This is a genomic window from Streptomyces sp. P17, assembly GCF_032436805.1.
Taxonomy (GTDB): domain Bacteria; phylum Actinomycetota; class Actinomycetes; order Streptomycetales; family Streptomycetaceae; genus Streptomyces.
The window spans coordinates 24550-41211 of the sequence record NZ_JAVRBF010000068.1 but is presented as its reverse complement, the minus strand read 5'-3'; the positions used below and the strand labels follow the sequence as shown (position 1 = coordinate 41211).

The following is a 16662-nucleotide window of genomic DNA, read 5'->3' as shown; positions in this document are numbered from 1 at the left end:
CGAGGGCCTTCGTCCGGCACGCCGAGGGCACGCACCGAACACCGCGGGCACCGCACAGGACTTTCAAAACACCCCCTGGTTCAGTCCCCTCGGCAGCGGGCCCGTGTGCAGCACCCCCAGCCTCTGCGTCGCCCGTGTCAAGGCGACGTAGAGGTCGCTGGTGCCGTAGCTGCCGGGTTCCACTACCAGGACCGAGTCGAACTCCACGCCCTTGGCCTGGCGTGGGTCGAGCAGGACCACGGTCCGGGTGAGGTCCGGTTCCGTGTCCGCCGTCACTCCGTCCAGGTGGGCGGCGAGGCGGCGGTGGAGGGCGCGGGGGGCGATGATCGCCAGGCGGCCCTCCGCCGGGGTCAGTTCCGGGACCGCCCTGGCCACGGCACCGGGAAGGTCGTCCGTCGCGCGGATCCATGGCCGTACGCCCGTCGAGCGCACCGAGCTCGGTGGTTCGAAGGCGGGGTTCTCGGCGCGGACGACCGCCGCCGCGAGGTCCATGATCTCGGCCGGGGTGCGGTAGTTGACACCCAGGCGGGTGTGTTCCCAGCGATCCTCCACGTACGGCTGGAGGATGCCGGACCAGGAGCCGACGCCCGCCGCCTCCGCCGTCTGGGCCGGGTCGCCGACCAGGGTCATCGAGCGGGTCGGGCTGCGCCGCATCAGCAGGCGCCATGCCATCGGCGACAGTTCCTGCGCCTCGTCGACGATGATGTGCCCGAACGCCCAGGTGCGGTCGGCCGCCGCCCGTTCGGCGGCGCTGCGGTGGTCGTCCTCCTCCTGCCGCTCGGCGAACCGCTCGGCGTCGATGATGTCGTGCGCGGAGAGCACCTCGGAGTCCTCGTCGTGTTTGTCGTCGAACTCGTAGGTGCGCGAGGCGTACGACACGTCCAGCACGCCCTGCGCGTAGGCGATCTGCGTCTCCCGCTCCCGCTCCGCCCGCAACCGTGCCGCCCGGTCGTCGTCACCGAGCAGTTCGGCGGCCTCGTCGAGCAGCGGTACGTCCGAGACCGTCCACGCGCGGGTCGTCGGGCGGCGGACGGCGGCCGCGTCGGCGTCGGAGAGGTATCCCTCCGGCTCGGCCAGGAAGTCGGCGACGACGCGCTGCGGTGTCAGCACCGGCCACAACCGGTCGATCGCGGACCGGACTTCGGGGTTCTCGGCGAGATCGTCGCGGATCTGGGTGATGTCGCTCGGGTCGAGCAGGTTCGTACCGTCGTAGGGGTCGGTGCCGATGCGCTCGGCGACCATGTCGGTGAGGGTGTTGAGGATGTGGCCCTCGAAGTACTCGCGCGCCGCGTTGTGCGGGAGCCGCGCCGCGCGAGTGCGCTCGCGGGCGACGCTCACCAGGCCGTCGTCGAGCATCAGGATCTCGCGGTCGTGCTCGATCGCGATCACGGGGTCGGGCAGCGCCTGCCGGTCGCGTACGACGGCGGCGAGCACCTCCGCCATGTCGGCGCGGCCCTTGACCGCCGCCGCCTCCGGGGTGTCCGTGGCCTTGGCCCGTACGCCGGGGAACAGTTCGCCGACCGTCGCCAGCAGGACGCCCGTCTCACCGAGGGAGGGCAGCACCTCGCCGATGTAGCCGAGGAAGGCGGGGTTGGGGCCGACGATCAGGACGGCCCGCTTGGCGAGCAGTTCCCGGTGTTCGTACAACAAGTACGCGGCCCGGTGCAGGGCCACCGCCGTCTTGCCCGTGCCCGGGCCGCCCTCCACCACCAGGACTCCGCGGTGCGGGGCGCGGATGATCTCGTCCTGTTCGGCCTGGATGGTCTGCACGATGTCGCCCATGCGGCCGGTGCGCGCCGAGTTGAGGGCGGCGAGCAGCACGGCGTCGCCGCTCGGGTCCTCGTGGCCCGTGCGCTCCTGGTCCCCGAGGTCGAGGATCTCGTCGTGCAGCGCGGTCACCGTACGGCCGCTGGTGCTGATGTGCCGCCGCCGGCGCAGGCCCATCGGGGTGTGCCCGGTGGCGAGGTAGAAGGGGCGGGCGACATCGGCCCGCCAGTCGATGAGGATCGGGGTGCGGGCCGCGTCCTCGGTGCGCAGTCCGATCCGGCCGATGTGGTGGGTGACGCCGGAGGCGAGGTCGATCCGGCCGAAGCAGAGGGAACCGTCGACCGCGTTGAGCGCGGCGAGCAGCCCCGAGCGCTCGGCGACGAGGATGTCCCGCTCCAGGCGGGCCTGCATGGGCGTGTTGCCCTGGGCGAGCGCGTCCTGGACGGAGGTCTCCGTGTCACCGCGCAGCGCGTCGACGCGCGCATACAGGCCGTCGATGAATTCCTGCTCGCGGCGCATTTCATCGTCCGGAAATTCGCTGTTTGACAATTCCACTCCCGCCCGGATATACTGCGTCTACCAGCTTCTTCGCGGCCCCATTTTCTCGAAGTCGCGAATCATTGAATATACGCAGAGAAATCCCCCGAGCGCAATTGCTCGGGGGATTTCTTTACGTCCGCTCAGGTCAGCGACCCAGGGCGGCTTCGCCGCCCGCCGTGGGGCGGGTACATGGGCAGGGCGGATGCCCCGTAGCCCTTGATCAACACGGCGCCGCGGGGTGGCAGCGCAGGAGGCGAGGCCAGCTACCTGCACCGGCAGGTCGGACCCGATGACTTCCGCCTCGAAGTCCGCGTCGGTCACTTCACTCACCACGGCTACCCTCCCAGTTCGCACTTCGGATCCCCGGCGAGTGCGAGACGCACCCCGATCTGCGCCCGCACGGCCTGCAACTCGCCGATCAGCGCGTCGAGTTCGTCCAGCTTGCGCCGGTAGACCGCGAGCGAGGCCGGGCACGCGTCGCCCTCGGGGTGCCCGGCCCGCAGACACTCCACGAACGGCCGGGTCTCCTCCAGGTCGAACCCGAAGTCCTGGAGCGTCCTGATCTGCCGCAGGGGATTTCCTTCGCCCCCGCTTCGGCCTGAACGGCCTCGGCCTCAAACGCCGGACGGGCCGGCAGCGCGCCCCGTGAGCCTCATCAGCAAGTCCGCCATCGGTGCCCGCACTTCCTCGCCGCTCCCCCTCGTCCACTCGATGTCCGTCGCCACCAGCCTCGCTTGCGGGAGGGGCCAGGGGCGCGGAGGGAAGCGCATCGTCCAGACCCTGTCCGCCGCGTCCCGGGCGGCCGCCACCGGCATCTCGCGGGTGCCGGACCCCACCGACAGGCGGGCCCGGCTGGTGCGCGGCGCGGCGAGGGCCTGGACGGCCAAGGAGGTCGCCGACGCCGTCGTGGCCGAAGTCGAGCGGGAATGGGAGGAGCACCTCGGCAAGCGGCGTATGAAGCAGCTGCGCGAGGCGCTCATCCTGCTGCGGGAGATCACCGACCCGTGGGCCGCGCAGGAAGCGAACAAGCCGAGCGGTCAGGCCAACGGGGGGAGTGCCTGACCGCTCGGGGTTCGGTCGGAGCCTGCGTCAGGCCTTCGCCAGCTCCTTCTCGCCGCCCTGCTCGGGAACCTCCGCGGGAGCCTCCTCCGCGGCTCCGTCGTCGAGCAGCGTCTTCTCCTCGAACGGGATCTGACCGGCCAGCACCTGGTCCACCCGGCCCCGGTCGATCTCCTTGGTCCACGTCCCGATCAGGACCGTGGCGACGGCGTTGCCCGCGAAGTTCGTCAGGGCGCGCGCCTCGCTCATGAACCGGTCGATGCCGACGATGAGTCCGATGCCGTCCACCAGCGCGGGCTTGTGCGACTGGAGGCCACCGGCCAGCGTCGCGAGTCCGGCACCGGTGACACCCGCCGCGCCCTTCGAGGCGACCAGCAGGAACAGCAGCAGCGGGATCTGCTCGCCGATCGACATCGGCGTACCCATGGCGTCGGCGATGAACAGCGAGGCCATCGTCATGTAGATCATCGTGCCGTCGAGGTTGAAGGAGTACCCCGTCGGCACCGTGATGCCGACCACCGGCTTGCTGACGCCGAGGTGCTCCATCTTCGCGATGAGCCGCGGCAGCGCGGACTCGGACGAGGACGTCGACAGGATCAGCAGGAACTCCCGGCCCAGGTACTTGAAGAACGTGAGGATGTTCAGGCCCGCGACGATCCGCAGCAGCGCGGCGAGCACGATGAAGACGAACAGGAAGCAGGTGACGTAGAAGCCGAGCATCAGCACGGCGAGGCTCTTCAGCGCGTCCAGTCCGGCCGAGCCGGTGACCGCCGCGATGGCACCGAAGGCGCCGATCGGCGCGGCCCACATGACCATCGCGAGGATGCGGAAGACCAGCCGCTGGATGTGCTCGACACCGCGCAGGATCGGCTGTCCGGCCTGCCCCATCGCCTGCAGCGCGAACCCGGCGAGCAGCGCGACGAGCAGGGTCTGGAGCACCTCGCCGCCGGTGAACGCGGAGACGATCGTGGTCGGGATGATGCCGAGCAGGAACTCGGTGGTGTCCTTCGCCTCGGCGTCGACCTGGGCCTGGCCCGCGTCCTTGACCGCGTCGGTCACCGCGAGGCCGGTGCCCGGCTCCAGGATGTTGCCGACTACCAGGCCGATGCCCAGCGCGACCAGCGACATGATCGTGAAGTAGACCAGCGCGATACCGCCCACGGCGCCGACCTTCGCGGCCTTGCGGACCGAGCCGATGCCGAGAACGATCGTGCAGAAGATGATCGGCGAGATCATCATCTTGATCAGGTTCACAAAGCCGGTACCGATCGGCTTCAGCTCCACCGCGAAGTCGGGTGCGACCAGACCGACGGTGATGCCCAGGGCGACCGCGACGATCACCGCGATGTAGAGATAGTGCGTGCGGTCCCGCTTGGCTGCGGGGGCCGTATCGGGGGTACTGGCGGCCACGGCTGCCCTCCTTGACGTCTTCGTCGGCATCACCGGCGTGCGGCTCACGTCCGGGGGATTTGAGGAATGCCGTGACTATCTCCCGCCCTGTGAGGGCGGTCACCCTTCCGTTCATTTAGTTCACGCTCAACCGGGGAGGCACACTGACGACATGCGCTTCCCCGTCCCCCGACCCCGCAGCCTGGCCGGCCAGCTCTTCGCCATGCAGGCCGTGCTGATAGCGGTGCTCGTCGCCGGGTACGCGCTGTTCACGTACGTCAGTGACCGCAGCCAGGCCGAGGACGCCGCCGACCGCCAGGCGCTGGCCGTGGCCCGCTCGGTCGCCGACTCCCCGTCGGTACGGCAGGCGATCCGCACCGACGACCCCTCCTCCTCCCTCCAGCCGTACGCGTCGCACGTCCAGCAGGACACCGGGGTCGACTTCGTCACGATCATGGACACCAAGGGCATCCGCTGGACCCACCCCAACCCCGACGAGATCGGGCAGCGCTTCATCGGCCATATCGACGACGCCTTGAAGGGCGAGTCCTTCACCGAGACGTACACCGGCACCCTCGGCCCCTCCGTCCGCGCGGTCACGCCCATCTGGGACGGCGGGAAGATCGTCGGCCTGGTCAGCGCGGGCATCAAGGTCGAGGAGATCAGCAAGCGGGTGCAGGACCAGCTGACCGCACTGCTCGGCGTGGCGGGCGGCGCGCTCGCGCTCGGGGCGGTCGGCACGTACGTCATCAACGCCCGCCTGCGCCGGCACACCCATGGCATGAACGCCGCCGAGCTCAGCCGTATGCACGACTACCACCAGGCCGCCCTGCACGCCGTGCGCGAGGGCCTGCTGATGCTCGACGGACAGTTCCGGGTGGCGCTGATCAACGACGGCGGCCGGGAGCTGCTGGGCGTGTCGGAGGCGGCGGTCGGCACATCGGTGGCCGACCTGGGGCTGCCACCGTCGCTCACGGGCGCGCTGCTGGCGTCGGAGCCGAGGGTGGACGAGGTGCATCTGACGGCGGACCGGGTGCTGGTGGTGAACACCTCCCCGGTGTCGGGCGGCGAGCGCCAGGGCACCGTGGTCACACTGCGCGATGTCACGGAACTCCAGTCCCTGATGGGCGAGTTGGACTCCGAGCGCGGATTCACCCAGGCGCTGCGCTCGCAGGCGCACGAGGCGGCCAATCGATTGCATACGGTCGTGTCGCTGATCGAGCTGGGGCGGGCCGAGGAGGCGGTGGAGTTCGCGACGGCCGAACTGGAGCTGGCGCAGGCTCTGACCGATCAGGTGGTGGCGGCGGTGAGCGAGCCGGTGCTGGCGGCCCTGTTGCTGGGCAAGACGGCCCAGGCGAACGAGCGGGGCGTAGAGCTGGTGGTGTCGGAGGACAGCCGGCTCGACGACGGACTCCTGCCACCGTCGCTGCCCGCCCGGGACCTGGTGACCATCCTCGGCAACCTGATCGACAACGCGGTGGACGCGGCCCAGGGCAGTGTGCGGGCGCGGGTGACGGTGACGGCGTACGCGGAGGCCTCCTACCTGGTCCTGAGGGTGTCGGACACGGGGGCGGGGGTGGATCCGGCGTATGCCGAGGTGGTGTTCGAGCGGGGGTTCTCGACGAAGCCGGCGGGGCCTGGCGGGCGGGGGCTGGGGCTGGCACTGGTGCGGCAGGCGGCGAGCCGGCACGAGGGTTCGCTGACGGTGACCGGGGCCGCCGGGGGTGGCGCGGAGTTCGAGGTACGGCTGCCGCTGAGGAACGCGGTACGGCGTAAGGGCGTAGTTTCCGGGGGCGCGGTCTCTGGAGGCGACGTATGACCACCGAAAAGCGGATCCGTGTCCTGGTCGTGGAGGACGATCCCGTCGCCGCCGACGCGCATGTCATGTACGTCAACCGGGTCCCCGGATTCACGGCGGTCGGCAAGGCGCACACGGGGGCGGAGGCGCGCCGCGCGCTGGACCGTACGCCGGTGGACCTGTTGCTGCTGGACCTCCACCTCCCGGATGTGCACGGCCTGCAACTAGCCCGCTCCCTCCGGGCGTTGGGCCATCACGCGGACGTGATCGCGGTGACGTCGGCGCGGGACCTGGCGGTGGTGCGGGAGGGGGTGTCGCTGGGCGTCGTCCAGTACGTCCTGAAGCCGTTCACCTTCGCGACCCTGCGGGACCGTCTCGTGCGGTACGCCGAGTTCCACGCGACGGCGGGCGAGGCGAGCGGCCAGGACGAGGTCGACCGGGCGCTGGCGACCCTGCGTGCGCCGGGCCCGGCGGCGCTGCCGAAGGGGTTGAGCGCGCCGACGCTGGAGCGGGTCACCGTGACGCTGCGGGACTGCGCGGAGGGGCTGACCGCGACAGGCGTGGCGGAGGCGGTGGGTATTTCGCGGATCACGGCCCGCCGCTATCTGGAGCATCTGGTGGATGCGGGGAGGGCGGCGCGGAGTCCGCAGTACGGGACGGTGGGGCGACCGGAGCTGCGGTATCGGTGGGTGAGCGGGCCTTAGCTGAACGGCCGTGCGTAGAGGACGACTTGGGCGGCGAGTCCCACGAGGCCGATGGCTTCGAAGACGGACACGACGAGGAGTCCGGTGGAGGTCTGTCCGGCACTCCAGTAGACGGCGAGCCCGGCGAGCGGCACGACACAGAAGGCCAGCAGGTCGATGGCGCACTGAAGGGCCTTGCGGGTGCGGCGGCGGGCGTCGGTGCGGTGGGCGGTCTCCCAGCCGAACGCCCGCTCGGCCTGAACGAGTTGAGCGAGGCGGGGGCCGAGGTCGTCGCGTATGTACTTCCCGATCGCGGAGATCTTCTCGTCGTTGACGAGGTAGGTCCAGCCGAGGACGACACAGACCGGCGGAATGGCCAGCAGCATGGCGGACCGCTCGGCCTGCGCGGCGGCGGCGATGACCGCGGCGACGACGGCGAGGGTGACGTACAGGAGGTTGTCGCGGAAGCCGATACGGGTCTTCTGCTCGTCCTTGACGGTCTGGTACTCGGCGAGGAGGAGCTGGCTGACGGTGACGTCTGGCTCCGCATGCTCGGCCACGGATATTCCTTCCCCCGGTGACAGTGCTTGGCAGTACCTTAAATGCGTGCCGCAGACTTCACAGACTGTTGTCGTCCTTACCGCGCTGGCTGTCGAGTACGACGCCGTGCGCGCCCATCTCGGCGAGGATGTCGAGGAGTTGGTCCATGAGGACGGGACGCGGGTGGAGCGGGGGCGGCTGCCGGGCACGGAATGGACGCTGGCCGTCGCGGAGTTGGGCGAGGGCGCGGTGAACGCGTCCGCGCTGACGACACAGATCCTGGGCTGGCTCCGGCCGGAGGCGATGCTCTTCGTGGGCGTGGCCGGTTCGCTGAAGCCCGATGTCGCGATCGGTGACGTCGTCGTCGGCACGAAGGTGTACGCGGTGCAGGGGGGCAAGGTGACGCCTTCCGGTTTCCAGGCCCGTCCGGAGGTCTGGCACGGGTCGAACCGGCTGGTGCAGGCGGCGCGGTCGGCGTTGCGGGGGCTGGAAGAGGTACAGGGGCATCTGAAGCCGATCGCCTGCGGGGACGTGGTCCTGACCGACGACAGGTCGGCCTTCGCCGAGTTCATCAAGCGCCACTACAACGACGCGAACGCCATCGAGATGGAGGGCGCCGGCGCGGTCCACGCGGCGCATGTCAGCGGGCAGTTGGACGCGCTGGTGATCCGCGGGATCAGCGACCGGGCGAACCCCGGGAAGTCGAATGCGGACAAGGGCGGTTCGCAGAAGCGGGCGGCTGCGCAGGCGGCGGCGGTGGCGGTGGGGGTGCTGCGCAAGCACCGGCCTCGCGGCGCGGGTTCCAGCGGGTCCTCCTCCGGATCCAAGGAGGGGCCCCAATACGGCGGCGATCACATCGATTTCCGGGGCGGGGTCTTCAACGGGCCTGTTATCGGCAAGCGGGTCGACCGGGAGCGGTAGGGGAACGGTCCATGGCCCGGTGCCTCGGGCTACGGCGACGCTGCCGCCGCATGCCTCGCGGTATACCTGCGCTGGCGGCGGTACTTCGACGACGCGATCACCGTGGCGCGTGCCGCGCAGGAGGGCGCCCACCGTCTCGGGGCCCTGGGAGTCGAGGCCGGCTCGTTGACCCACCTCGGCATGGCCCTCCGAGAGGCGGGCCACTTCGAGGAAGCGATCGACGCGCTCAACCACGCCGTGATCTGTACCAGGCCACCGAAGACCGTCCCGGCGAATCCGCAGTGTGGAACAACCTCGGCATCGCACTTCGATAGGCAGGCCGCGTCGAGCAGGCGATCCACGCCCTCAACCACGCCCGGGACCTGTACCAGGCCATCGGAAACCGCCACGGCGAGTCTTCGGTGTGGAACAACCTCGGCATGGCCTTTCGAGAGGTGGGCCGGGTCGAGGAGGCGATCGACGCCCACATCCGAGACCGTGACCTGTGCCAGGTCACAGGGGACCGCCACGGCGAGGGCATGACGTGGCACAACCTCGCCGCATGTCTTCTGGATGCGGGGAGTGCGGAGGAGGCGATCGAGGCGTACGGCAAGGCTCTGGAGGTCTATCAGGAGTTCGAGGACTGCTACTGGGCAGGGCATGCCCTCGTAGGTCTGGCCTTCGTCCACCAGGACATCCACGACCTTCCCGGAGCCCGCGCCCACTACCTCCGAGCTGTCCAAGCGTTCACCCGAGCCAATGCCCCCGCCGAAGCCGCTCAAGCCCAATCCTCCGCAGACGCATTGACCTGACTAGACCACTCCACCTACGTTCACCGGGCAGCCATCCCCGCGCCACAACGACGTGAGCCCGCAGGAGGTCATGCCGTCATGCCCGTGCGCCCCACCGCCGCTCTGACAACAGCCGCCCTCGTCCTCGCCGCCGCGACCACCCTCACCGCCTGCGGATCCGGCTCCGGAGACGACCCGGACACCGTGAAGGTCTCCTTCAAGCAGTCCACGGACAACAACATCAAGGTGATGGACAACTTCCTCGCGGACATCAAGAAGGATTTCGAGAAGAAGTACCCGGGGAAGAAGGTCGAGTTCATCCCCGTCAAGGCCCCGGACTCGGAGTACTACACCAAGCTCCAGCAGATGCTCCGCTCCCCCAAGACCGCCCCGGACCTGGTCTACGAGGACACCTTCCTCATCAACTCGGACATCACCAGCGGCTACCTCAAACCCCTCGACGACTATCTCGCCAAGTGGCCGGACTGGGACCAGTTCATCGACACCGCGAAGGCCGCGGCGAAGGGCGAGGACGGCAAGACGTACGGCGTCCCGGACGGCACCGACACCCGCGGACTCTGGTACGACAAGGCCATCTTCAAGAAGGCCGGCCTCCCCGCCACCTGGCAGCCGAAGACCTGGGACGACGTGCTCGAAGCAGCCCGCACGATCAAGGAGAAGGTCCCGGACGTCACGCCCATGAACGTCTACACCGGCAAGCCCGCGGGCGAGGCGGCCACCATGCAGGGCTTCGAAATGCTCCTGTACGGCACCAACGACGGCAAGACGGACCCGCTCTACGACTCCTCGTCGAAGAAGTGGATCGCCGGAAGCCAGGGCTTCAAGGACGCCCTCGCCTTCGTCGAGACGGTCTACAAGGAGAAACTCGGCCCCGACGTCTCCGACGCCCTCGACCCCAACTTCGGCACCCGGGTCCGGGGCGAACTCCTCCCCCAGGGCAAGCTCGGCATCGACCTCGACGGCTCCTGGCTCCCGCAGGACTGGCTGGAGGGCAGCGGCCACGAGTGGCCCGAGTGGTCGGAGAAACTCGGCCTCGCCGCCATGCCGACCCAGCACGGCCAGGCCCCGGGCAAGGTGAGCATGTCCGGCGGCTGGACCTGGGCGATCCCCGACAAGGCGGCCAACCCCGACCTCGCCTTCGACTTCATCAAGACCATGCAGACCAAGGCGAACGCGCAGAAGTGGTACGTCGCCAACTCCGGCATCGCGGTCCGCGAGGACGTCGCGAACGACCCCGCGTACGCCGAGGCCCAGCCCGGCATCAAGTTCTTCACGGACCTGGTCGCGAGCACGCACTACCGGCCCGCGTACCCGGCGTACCCGAAGGTCTCCACGGCCATCCAGGAGGCGATGGAGAGCGTGACGACGGGCGACGCGTCCGTGGAGGAGGCGGCGAAGAACTACGACGAGGAACTGAAGAGGGCCACCGACGACCAGGTGATCCAGAAATGAGTCCCCGCGCATGAGGACGCTCACCCGCGCCCTCCCGGTCGCACCCGCCGTCGTCCTCCTGCTCCTCTTCCTCGCCGGCCCGATCGCCTACTGCGCCTACATCGCCTTCACCGACCTCCAACTCACCGGCCAGGCCGAGGAGTCGTTCATCGGCTTCGAGAACTTCCGTACGGCGTTCGGGGACGAGGCCTTCCTGAACGCCGTATGGCTGACGCTCGTCTTCACGGTCGTATCGGCACTGATCGGCCAGAACACACTGGGCCTGGCGCTCGCGGCCCTGATGCAACGGGCGTCGAAGCCGGTCCGCACCCTGACGGGCGGGATCGTCATCGCCGCGTGGGTGCTCCCGGAGGTGGTGGCGGGTTTCCTGCTCTACGCCTTCTTCCGCCGCGAAGGAACCCTGAACGCCGTCCTGGACTGGCTCCATCTCCCGTCCCAGGACTGGCTGTTCACCCTCCCCATCCTGGCGGTGTCGTTCGCGAATGTGTGGAGGGGTACGGCCTTCTCGATGCTGGTGTACTCGGCGGCCCTGAATGAAATCCCGAAGGAGATAACGGAGGCGGCGGAAGTGGACGGCGCGGGCGGCTGGCGCCGTATGTGGCACATCACGCTCCCGATGATCCGCCGCTCCATCGGCACGAACCTGATGCTGATCACCCTCCAGACCCTGTCCGTCTTCGGCCTGATCTGGGTGATGACGAGAGGCGGCCCGGGTGGGAAAAGCCAGACCCTCCCCCTGTTCATGTACGAGGAGGCATTCCAGAAGAGCATGATCGGGTACGGCACGGCGGTGGCGCTGCTGTTGTTGGTGGTGGGTTCGCTGTTCTCGCTGGTCTACCTGCGGTTGCTACGGACGGAGGTGTAGGGCCTGTGCGATCCCGCAGAACCACACGCCGACTGGCCGCCGACGCGGGTCTGCTGGCTGTCGCGGCTGCCTTCGTACTCCCGCTGGCGTGGGTGATCCTGTCGTCCCTGGACCCGCGCGCGGACCTGACGGTGAAGGTTCCGGACGGCGTGACCTGGGACAACTTCGACGCGGTGCTGACGGAGGACATCACGTTCACACCGCTGCTGAACAGTCTGCTGCTGTGCGGGGGCGGCACGCTTGTGACGGTGGCGTGCGCGGCGCTGGCGGCGTACCCGCTGTCCCGCTTCCGCTCCCGCCTGAACCGCCCGTTCCTGCTGACGGTACTTTTCGCCACGTGCCTGCCGATCACTGCCGTGATGGTCCCGGTGTACGCGTTGTTCGTCCAGGTGAATCTGATCGACACGATGCAGGGCACGATCTTCTTCTTCGCCGCGTCTCAACTGCCGTTCGCCATTTGGCTGATGAAGAACTTCATGGATGGTGTGCCGAAGGAACTGGAAGAGGCGGCCTGGACGGACGGGGCGTCGTCGTTCCAGTCACTGGTGCGGATCGTACTGCCGCTGATGGGGCCGGGGGTGGCGGTGGTGACGGTGTTCTCCTTCGTGATGATGTGGGGGAACTTCTTCGTCCCGTTCATGCTGCTGCTCACACCGGATCAGATGCCGGCAGCGGTGAGCATCAATGAGTTCTTCGGGAATCGGGGGACGGTGGTTTATGGGCAGTTGGCCGCGTTCTCGGTTATTTATTCGACGCCGGTGATTTTGCTTTATGTGGGGGTGGCGAGGCGGTTGGGTGGGGGGTTTGCTTTGGGTGGGGCGGTCAAGGGGTGAGTTCGTCGGCTTGGGCTCGGGCTTCGGCGGCTTCGGCGGGGGCGTTGGCCCGGGAGTAGGCGTCGGCGGCTTGGAGGTAGTGGGCGCGGGCCTCGGCGGGGCGTCGAGCGGCCTCGTGGGCGAAGGCCAGGTTCTGGAGGGCCGTTCCAGCCCGATACCAGTCCTCGTACTCGTGATAGATCCCCCAAGCCTTGCTATGGGCCTCGACTGCCTCCCCCACGCGGCCCGCCTTCTGCAGGGCGCTGCCGAGGTTGTTCCACGCCATGGCCTCGCCACGGCGGTCCCCGCCCCGGTGAGCAGGCCTCCTGCGCGACACGCGAAACACTGATTGCGTCGTCGAAATACCGCCGCCACTCCAGGTACGCCCCCAGGCATCCGGCCAATCTCACCGCCTGCCGCGCATACCGTGCCTCGCCCGCCCACTGCACGGCCGCCACCAGCCCGCCCCGCTCACCGTCCAGCCATGCCAGCGCCTGTGTCCGGTCCGCGAACCGCTCCGGCTCCGGCCTCCCCGGCAGCCACCCCAACCGGTCATCGTCCGCATCAGCCCACCGGCAGTAGGCCAGTTCCTGTCGCTCCTGCCCGGCACCGGGGACCACCGGGTACTGATCACGTCCCGCGACCGGCCTGACTCGCTCCCGTTGCACATCGTCGGCCTGGAGACCCTCTCCGAGGACGACTCGACCGCCCTGGTGACCACAGCCCTCGGCAACGACCCTCGCCCTTCCCGCGAACCGGAAGCCCTCCGCGAACTGGCCGCCCTCTGCGGTCACTTGCCCCTCGCGCTCCAGGTCGCCGCCGCGATGCTGCGCAGACGCCGGCATCGGGGCATCGCGTCGCTGGTGGCCGAGATCAAGAGGGCCGGGGACCCGACGGTCGTCCTCGACAAGGGCAACCGGGGAACGTACCTCTTGGGTCGGACACTCATGAATCTGGCCCTCACCTACGAGGAGGCCTCACGTACTGAGGATGCCCGCAGCCACTACGCACAGGCCGCCGACGTCCTCGACCGGGCCAACGGCCCCACTGAAGCCGCCCAAGCCCGCGCCCAAGCCGAGACCCTCCCCTAATCCCCCGCCTCCGGCAAAACCCCCTTCCGGAACACCTCCACCCCCACAACCCTCCGCACCCGCTCAGCCTCGATGAGCACCATCACCCTCCGCTCCCCCGGCAACAACCACGGATACCGCACCTCCCCGATGTACTTCATCGCCAGTCGATCCATCGCCCGCTCCGCCGGCTCCCCCTCCACGAACCGCACCACCCGCCCCCGGACCTCGGCCCGGTCGTACGGGTTCTCGGGGTCGATGTGGGACAGCGAGACGTACGGATTGCGCCGCAGGTTGTCGATCTTCACGCGTCCGATCGACGTGTTGACCATGACGTACTCGTCTTCGATGTCCGCCCACATGGGCGAAACGTGGGGCGCGCCGTCGGGACCCACCGTCGCGAGGTGCCAGAAGTTCGGGGCCAGGAGACGCTCACGAATATGCCCGCTGAGCTTGCCGTTCATCGAGGGACCACCTTCCCGGGGCGCCCGCGCGAGCGCCCCGGCGTGATCCTCACCCGCCTCCGCCCCCACTAACCGACGATCTTCGGCCACCCCACCCCCGCGGCTGGAACCGTACGTTCCTACAATCCGTGATCCTGGCCGAACAGACCGTAGTCACCACCGGCCGTCGGCCATAGCTTGGCCACCGTGCGCCGACCCCCAGCTCAACCGAACCAGCCCGCCGTCCCACCGACACCGCCCTTCAACGCCCCCGCCGCCCGAAGGCTCCGTGCCGCCCTGAACATGGGTCCCGAACATGTCGCCTACGGCATGCGGGTGTCCTACGGCCTCCCTTACGTCACCCCGGACCTCGTCATCGCCTGGGAACGCGGGGTCGCCTCCCCCTCCAATCCCGAACTCACCGCTCTCGCGGGCGTGTTGTGGTGCTCCCCCGGTGAACTGCTCGGCCGTCCGCGGACCCTGCGTGAGCACCGCATGGCCCGCGGGCTGGCTCCCGAGGACGTCGCCCGTGCCGTCGGGCACGAGCTCCACGCCTATCTGCGGATGGAGGAGAGCGACGACTGGCGTGGCACCGAGCGTCAGACCTCCGCCCTCGTCGATCTGCTCGGGCTCTCCCTGCCGGACTTCGTCACCGTCACCGGGCGGGACACCAAGCTCGGCGATCTGCTGCGCAGCGCGGTGACCACGCGCTGGCAGGCGTACGTCCGCCCGGTCGGCAAGCTCGTCCCGCTCGACCGCCGGCTCCTGGAGGACGCCCTCCAGGAGCTGCACCGGGAGTACCAGGGGCAGATGGTCGCCACCCTGAACTGGGGCGGCGGCGACAGTGGCGGTTCCAGCGCGTCCGGCAGGGAGTTCCTGGACCGGATCGTGAACCACTTCTGGACCAGGGTCAGTGATCGTTCTCCAGGTGCAGTCTGAGCAGGTCCACGCCGTAGTCGCCGCCGTTCGGGGTGCGGATGACGGTGTGGATGCGCTGCTGCGTCGGCGTTCCGCCGGGGCCGCCCGCCCCTCCCCCGTTCTCATTGCCGTAGGCCAGCGGCGACTGCGCGTCGTACTCGATCAGGACCACGGGGCTGCGCACCCGGTAGTAGAACGCCGAGGAGGAAGCGGTGGGCGAGGTGGAACCGCTCGAACCGCTCGAACCGCTCGAACCGCTCGAACAGCCGGTCATCGTCGCCATAGCCGCCGCGCCGCCGAGCAGCAGCGACCTGTTCATGAACCAGCGGCGGGTGCGTTCGGCCTCAGGGGTGCGTGGTGTGTGGTGTGCGTGCATGGGCACACCGTCCCGGCCGTACCTGAAGCGCCCCTGGGCCGAAGCTGTGAGAACCCAGGGTCTAGAAGACCGACTCCGCCTCGTCCATCCGGTCCTTCGGCACCGTCTTCAGCTCGGTCACCGCTTCCGCCAGCGGCACCGTCACGATGTCCGTCCCGCGCAGGGCGGTCATCCTGCCGAACTCGCCCCGGTGCGCCGCCTCCACGGCGTGCCAGCCGAAGCGGGTGGCGAGGACGCGGTCGTAGGCCGTCGGTACGCCACCGCGCTGGACGTGGCCGAGGATGACCGGCTTGGCCTCCTTGCCGAGCCGCCGCTCCAGCTCGAACGCCAGCGCCGTACCGATGCCCTGGAAGCGCTCGTGGCCGAACTGGTCGATCGCGCCCTTGCCGTAGTCCATGGAGCCCTCGGCGGGGTGGGCGCCCTCGGCCACGCAGATGACGGCGAACTTCTTGCCGCGCGAGAAGCGCTCCTCGACCATCTTGACCAGGTCGGCGGGGTCGAAGGGGCGCTCGGGCAGGCAGATGCCGTGGGCGCCGGCCGCCATGCCGGACTCCAGGGCGATCCAGCCTGCGTGGCGGCCCATGACCTCGACGACCATCACACGCTGGTGGGACTCGGCCGTCGTCTTCAGGCGGTCCATCGCCTCCGTCGCGACGCCGACCGCCGTGTCGAAGCCGAAGGTGCGGTCGGTGGAGGAGATGTCGTTGTCGATCGTCTTGGGGACGCCGACCACCGGCAGGCCGGCGTCGTAGAGCATGCGGGCCGCCGTCAGGGTGCCCTCGCCGCCGATCGGGATCAGCGCGTCGATGCCGAACTCGCGGGCGATGTCGGGAGCGTTGTCGCAGGCCTCCCGCAGCCGGTCGCGCTCAAGGCGGGAGGAGCCGAGGATGGTGCCGCCGCGGGCCAGGATGCCGCTCACCCCGTCGAGGTCGAGGGTGCGGTAGTGGCCGTCCAGCAGACCGGCGTATCCGTCTTCGAAGCCGATGACCTCGTCGCCGTACTGGGTGACGGCGCGGTGCACGACCGACCGGATCACTGCGTTCAGGCCGGGGCAGTCGCCGCCTGCGGTGAGAACTCCGATACGCATCGTGCTGTGTCTCCTGCTCGCTGTGGACACCAATGAGCCAGTCCGATTGTTTCACGTCCCCGAGGACGATGTCGCTTCCGTCCGGTGCGTCCCGGTCCACCCTTTCCAGCCCTCGGTCCTGACGGGCGCCTTATCTACCGACAGAGGTATT

16 protein-coding genes and 2 pseudogenes are annotated in these 16662 nt (G+C 69.2%); 10 read left to right on the top strand and 8 right to left on the bottom strand.

Features of this window, described 5'->3' with window-relative positions; genetic code table 11:
- Nucleotides 1-63 precede the first annotated feature (63 nt).
- Together RMT89_RS33440 and RMT89_RS33435 are read right to left on the bottom strand one after the other, a co-directional pair.
- A complete protein-coding gene (locus RMT89_RS33440) occupies nucleotides 64-2286 on the bottom strand; it encodes a UvrD-helicase domain-containing protein (RefSeq protein WP_315887495.1) in 2223 nt (740 codons plus the stop codon).
- 356 nt (nucleotides 2287-2642) lie between these two features.
- Nucleotides 2643-2879: pseudogene (locus RMT89_RS33435) on the bottom strand (MerR family DNA-binding protein); the annotation flags it as partial.
- Between the two features lie 73 nt (nucleotides 2880-2952).
- On the opposite strand from RMT89_RS33435, the gene RMT89_RS33430 reads away from it, so the two are divergent.
- A complete protein-coding gene (locus tag RMT89_RS33430) occupies nucleotides 2953-3369 on the top strand; it encodes a hypothetical protein (RefSeq protein WP_315887494.1) in 417 nt (138 codons plus the stop codon).
- Between the two features lie 27 nt (nucleotides 3370-3396).
- On the opposite strand, the gene RMT89_RS33425 is transcribed toward RMT89_RS33430, so the two are convergent.
- On the bottom strand, nucleotides 3397-4806 hold the full coding sequence (locus RMT89_RS33425; protein WP_315887497.1) for a cation:dicarboxylate symporter family transporter: 1410 nt from the start codon (nucleotides 4804-4806) through the stop codon (nucleotides 3397-3399).
- Between the two features lie 121 nt (nucleotides 4807-4927).
- Between RMT89_RS33425 and RMT89_RS33420 the strand changes: the two genes are divergently transcribed.
- Nucleotides 4928-6574: a sensor histidine kinase gene (locus RMT89_RS33420; protein WP_315887493.1), complete on the top strand. Its 1647-nt coding sequence runs from the start codon at nucleotides 4928-4930 to the stop codon at nucleotides 6572-6574.
- Nucleotides 6571-7257, top strand: coding sequence for a response regulator (locus tag RMT89_RS33415; RefSeq protein WP_315887492.1), 687 nt, complete (start codon nucleotides 6571-6573; stop codon nucleotides 7255-7257). Before RMT89_RS33420 ends, RMT89_RS33415 begins: the two co-directional genes overlap by 4 nt.
- On the opposite strand, the gene RMT89_RS33410 is transcribed toward RMT89_RS33415, so the two are convergent.
- The gene (locus tag RMT89_RS33410) at nucleotides 7254-7796 is read right to left on the bottom strand and encodes a hypothetical protein (RefSeq protein WP_315887491.1); all 543 of its coding nucleotides are present in this window, start codon (nucleotides 7794-7796) and stop codon (nucleotides 7254-7256) included. The genes RMT89_RS33415 and RMT89_RS33410 overlap by 4 nt on opposite strands.
- Nucleotides 7797-7842: 46 nt before the next feature.
- Here RMT89_RS33410 and RMT89_RS33405 point away from each other — a divergent pair, with 46 nt between their 5' ends.
- The 5 genes and pseudogenes from RMT89_RS33405 to RMT89_RS33385 all read left to right on the top strand — a co-directional run bounded on the left by RMT89_RS33405 (nucleotide 7843) and on the right by RMT89_RS33385 (nucleotide 12638).
- Nucleotides 7843-8697: a 5'-methylthioadenosine/S-adenosylhomocysteine nucleosidase gene (locus RMT89_RS33405; protein ID WP_315887490.1), complete on the top strand. Its 855-nt coding sequence runs from the start codon at nucleotides 7843-7845 to the stop codon at nucleotides 8695-8697.
- A 329-nt stretch (nucleotides 8698-9026) separates the two neighbouring features.
- Nucleotides 9027-9488: pseudogene (locus RMT89_RS33400) on the top strand (tetratricopeptide repeat protein); the annotation flags it as partial.
- A 78-nt stretch (nucleotides 9489-9566) separates the two neighbouring features.
- Nucleotides 9567-10940 carry an ABC transporter substrate-binding protein gene (locus tag RMT89_RS33395; protein WP_315887488.1) on the top strand — a complete coding sequence of 458 codons (1374 nt, stop codon included), beginning with the start codon at nucleotides 9567-9569 and terminating at the stop codon, nucleotides 10938-10940.
- 10 nt (nucleotides 10941-10950) lie between these two features.
- Nucleotides 10951-11805: a sugar ABC transporter permease gene (locus tag RMT89_RS33390; protein ID WP_315887487.1), complete on the top strand. Its 855-nt coding sequence runs from the start codon at nucleotides 10951-10953 to the stop codon at nucleotides 11803-11805.
- A 5-nt stretch (nucleotides 11806-11810) separates the two neighbouring features.
- Nucleotides 11811-12638: a carbohydrate ABC transporter permease gene (locus RMT89_RS33385; RefSeq protein WP_315887486.1), complete on the top strand. Its 828-nt coding sequence runs from the start codon at nucleotides 11811-11813 to the stop codon at nucleotides 12636-12638.
- Here the strand turns inward: RMT89_RS33385 and RMT89_RS46110 are convergent.
- Nucleotides 12628-12903, bottom strand: a complete 276-nt coding sequence (locus RMT89_RS46110) for a tetratricopeptide repeat protein (protein ID WP_399498512.1) — start codon at nucleotides 12901-12903, stop codon at nucleotides 12628-12630. The two genes, RMT89_RS33385 and RMT89_RS46110, sit on opposite strands and share 11 nt — an antisense overlap.
- A 376-nt stretch (nucleotides 12904-13279) precedes the next feature.
- Between RMT89_RS46110 and RMT89_RS33375 the strand changes: the two genes are divergently transcribed.
- Nucleotides 13280-13708, top strand: coding sequence for a hypothetical protein (locus tag RMT89_RS33375; RefSeq protein ID WP_315887485.1), 429 nt, complete (start codon nucleotides 13280-13282; stop codon nucleotides 13706-13708).
- Here the strand turns inward: RMT89_RS33375 and RMT89_RS33370 are convergent.
- Nucleotides 13705-14151 carry a PPOX class F420-dependent oxidoreductase gene (locus RMT89_RS33370; protein WP_315887484.1) on the bottom strand — a complete coding sequence of 149 codons (447 nt, stop codon included), beginning with the start codon at nucleotides 14149-14151 and terminating at the stop codon, nucleotides 13705-13707. The genes RMT89_RS33375 and RMT89_RS33370 overlap by 4 nt on opposite strands.
- Before the next feature lie 186 nt (nucleotides 14152-14337).
- On the opposite strand from RMT89_RS33370, the gene RMT89_RS33365 reads away from it, so the two are divergent.
- Nucleotides 14338-15069 carry a helix-turn-helix domain-containing protein gene (locus RMT89_RS33365; RefSeq protein ID WP_399498510.1) on the top strand — a complete coding sequence of 244 codons (732 nt, stop codon included), beginning with the start codon at nucleotides 14338-14340 and terminating at the stop codon, nucleotides 15067-15069.
- Here the strand turns inward: RMT89_RS33365 and RMT89_RS33360 are convergent.
- Nucleotides 15041-15424, bottom strand: a complete 384-nt coding sequence (locus tag RMT89_RS33360; RefSeq protein WP_315887482.1) for a DUF3500 domain-containing protein — start codon at nucleotides 15422-15424, stop codon at nucleotides 15041-15043. The two genes, RMT89_RS33365 and RMT89_RS33360, sit on opposite strands and share 29 nt — an antisense overlap.
- A gap of 61 nt (nucleotides 15425-15485) precedes the next feature.
- On the bottom strand, nucleotides 15486-16511 hold the full coding sequence (locus tag RMT89_RS33355; RefSeq protein WP_315887481.1) for an ATP-dependent 6-phosphofructokinase: 1026 nt from the start codon (nucleotides 16509-16511) through the stop codon (nucleotides 15486-15488).
- Nucleotides 16512-16662: the final 151 nt, after the last annotated feature.

What these genes read in the sequence shown, in the direction of transcription:
- RMT89_RS33440 (WP_315887495.1), bottom strand. Translation starts at nt 2,286, where the DNA reads ATGCGCCGCGAGCAGGAATTCATCGACGGCCTGTATGCGCGCGTCGAC.
- RMT89_RS33425 (WP_315887497.1), bottom strand. Translation starts at nt 4,806, where the DNA reads ATGCCGACGAAGACGTCAAGGAGGGCAGCCGTGGCCGCCAGTACCCCC.
- RMT89_RS33420 (WP_315887493.1), top strand. Translation starts at nt 4,928, where the DNA reads ATGCGCTTCCCCGTCCCCCGACCCCGCAGCCTGGCCGGCCAGCTCTTC.
- RMT89_RS33415 (WP_315887492.1), top strand. Translation starts at nt 6,571, where the DNA reads ATGACCACCGAAAAGCGGATCCGTGTCCTGGTCGTGGAGGACGATCCC.
- RMT89_RS33395 (WP_315887488.1), top strand. Translation starts at nt 9,567, where the DNA reads ATGCCCGTGCGCCCCACCGCCGCTCTGACAACAGCCGCCCTCGTCCTC.
- RMT89_RS33390 (WP_315887487.1), top strand. Translation starts at nt 10,951, where the DNA reads ATGAGGACGCTCACCCGCGCCCTCCCGGTCGCACCCGCCGTCGTCCTC.
- RMT89_RS46110 (WP_399498512.1), bottom strand. Translation starts at nt 12,903, where the DNA reads ATGGCGTGGAACAACCTCGGCAGCGCCCTGCAGAAGGCGGGCCGCGTG.
- RMT89_RS33370 (WP_315887484.1), bottom strand. Translation starts at nt 14,151, where the DNA reads ATGAACGGCAAGCTCAGCGGGCATATTCGTGAGCGTCTCCTGGCCCCG.
- RMT89_RS33360 (WP_315887482.1), bottom strand. Translation starts at nt 15,424, where the DNA reads ATGCACGCACACCACACACCACGCACCCCTGAGGCCGAACGCACCCGC.
- RMT89_RS33355 (WP_315887481.1), bottom strand. Translation starts at nt 16,511, where the DNA reads ATGCGTATCGGAGTTCTCACCGCAGGCGGCGACTGCCCCGGCCTGAAC.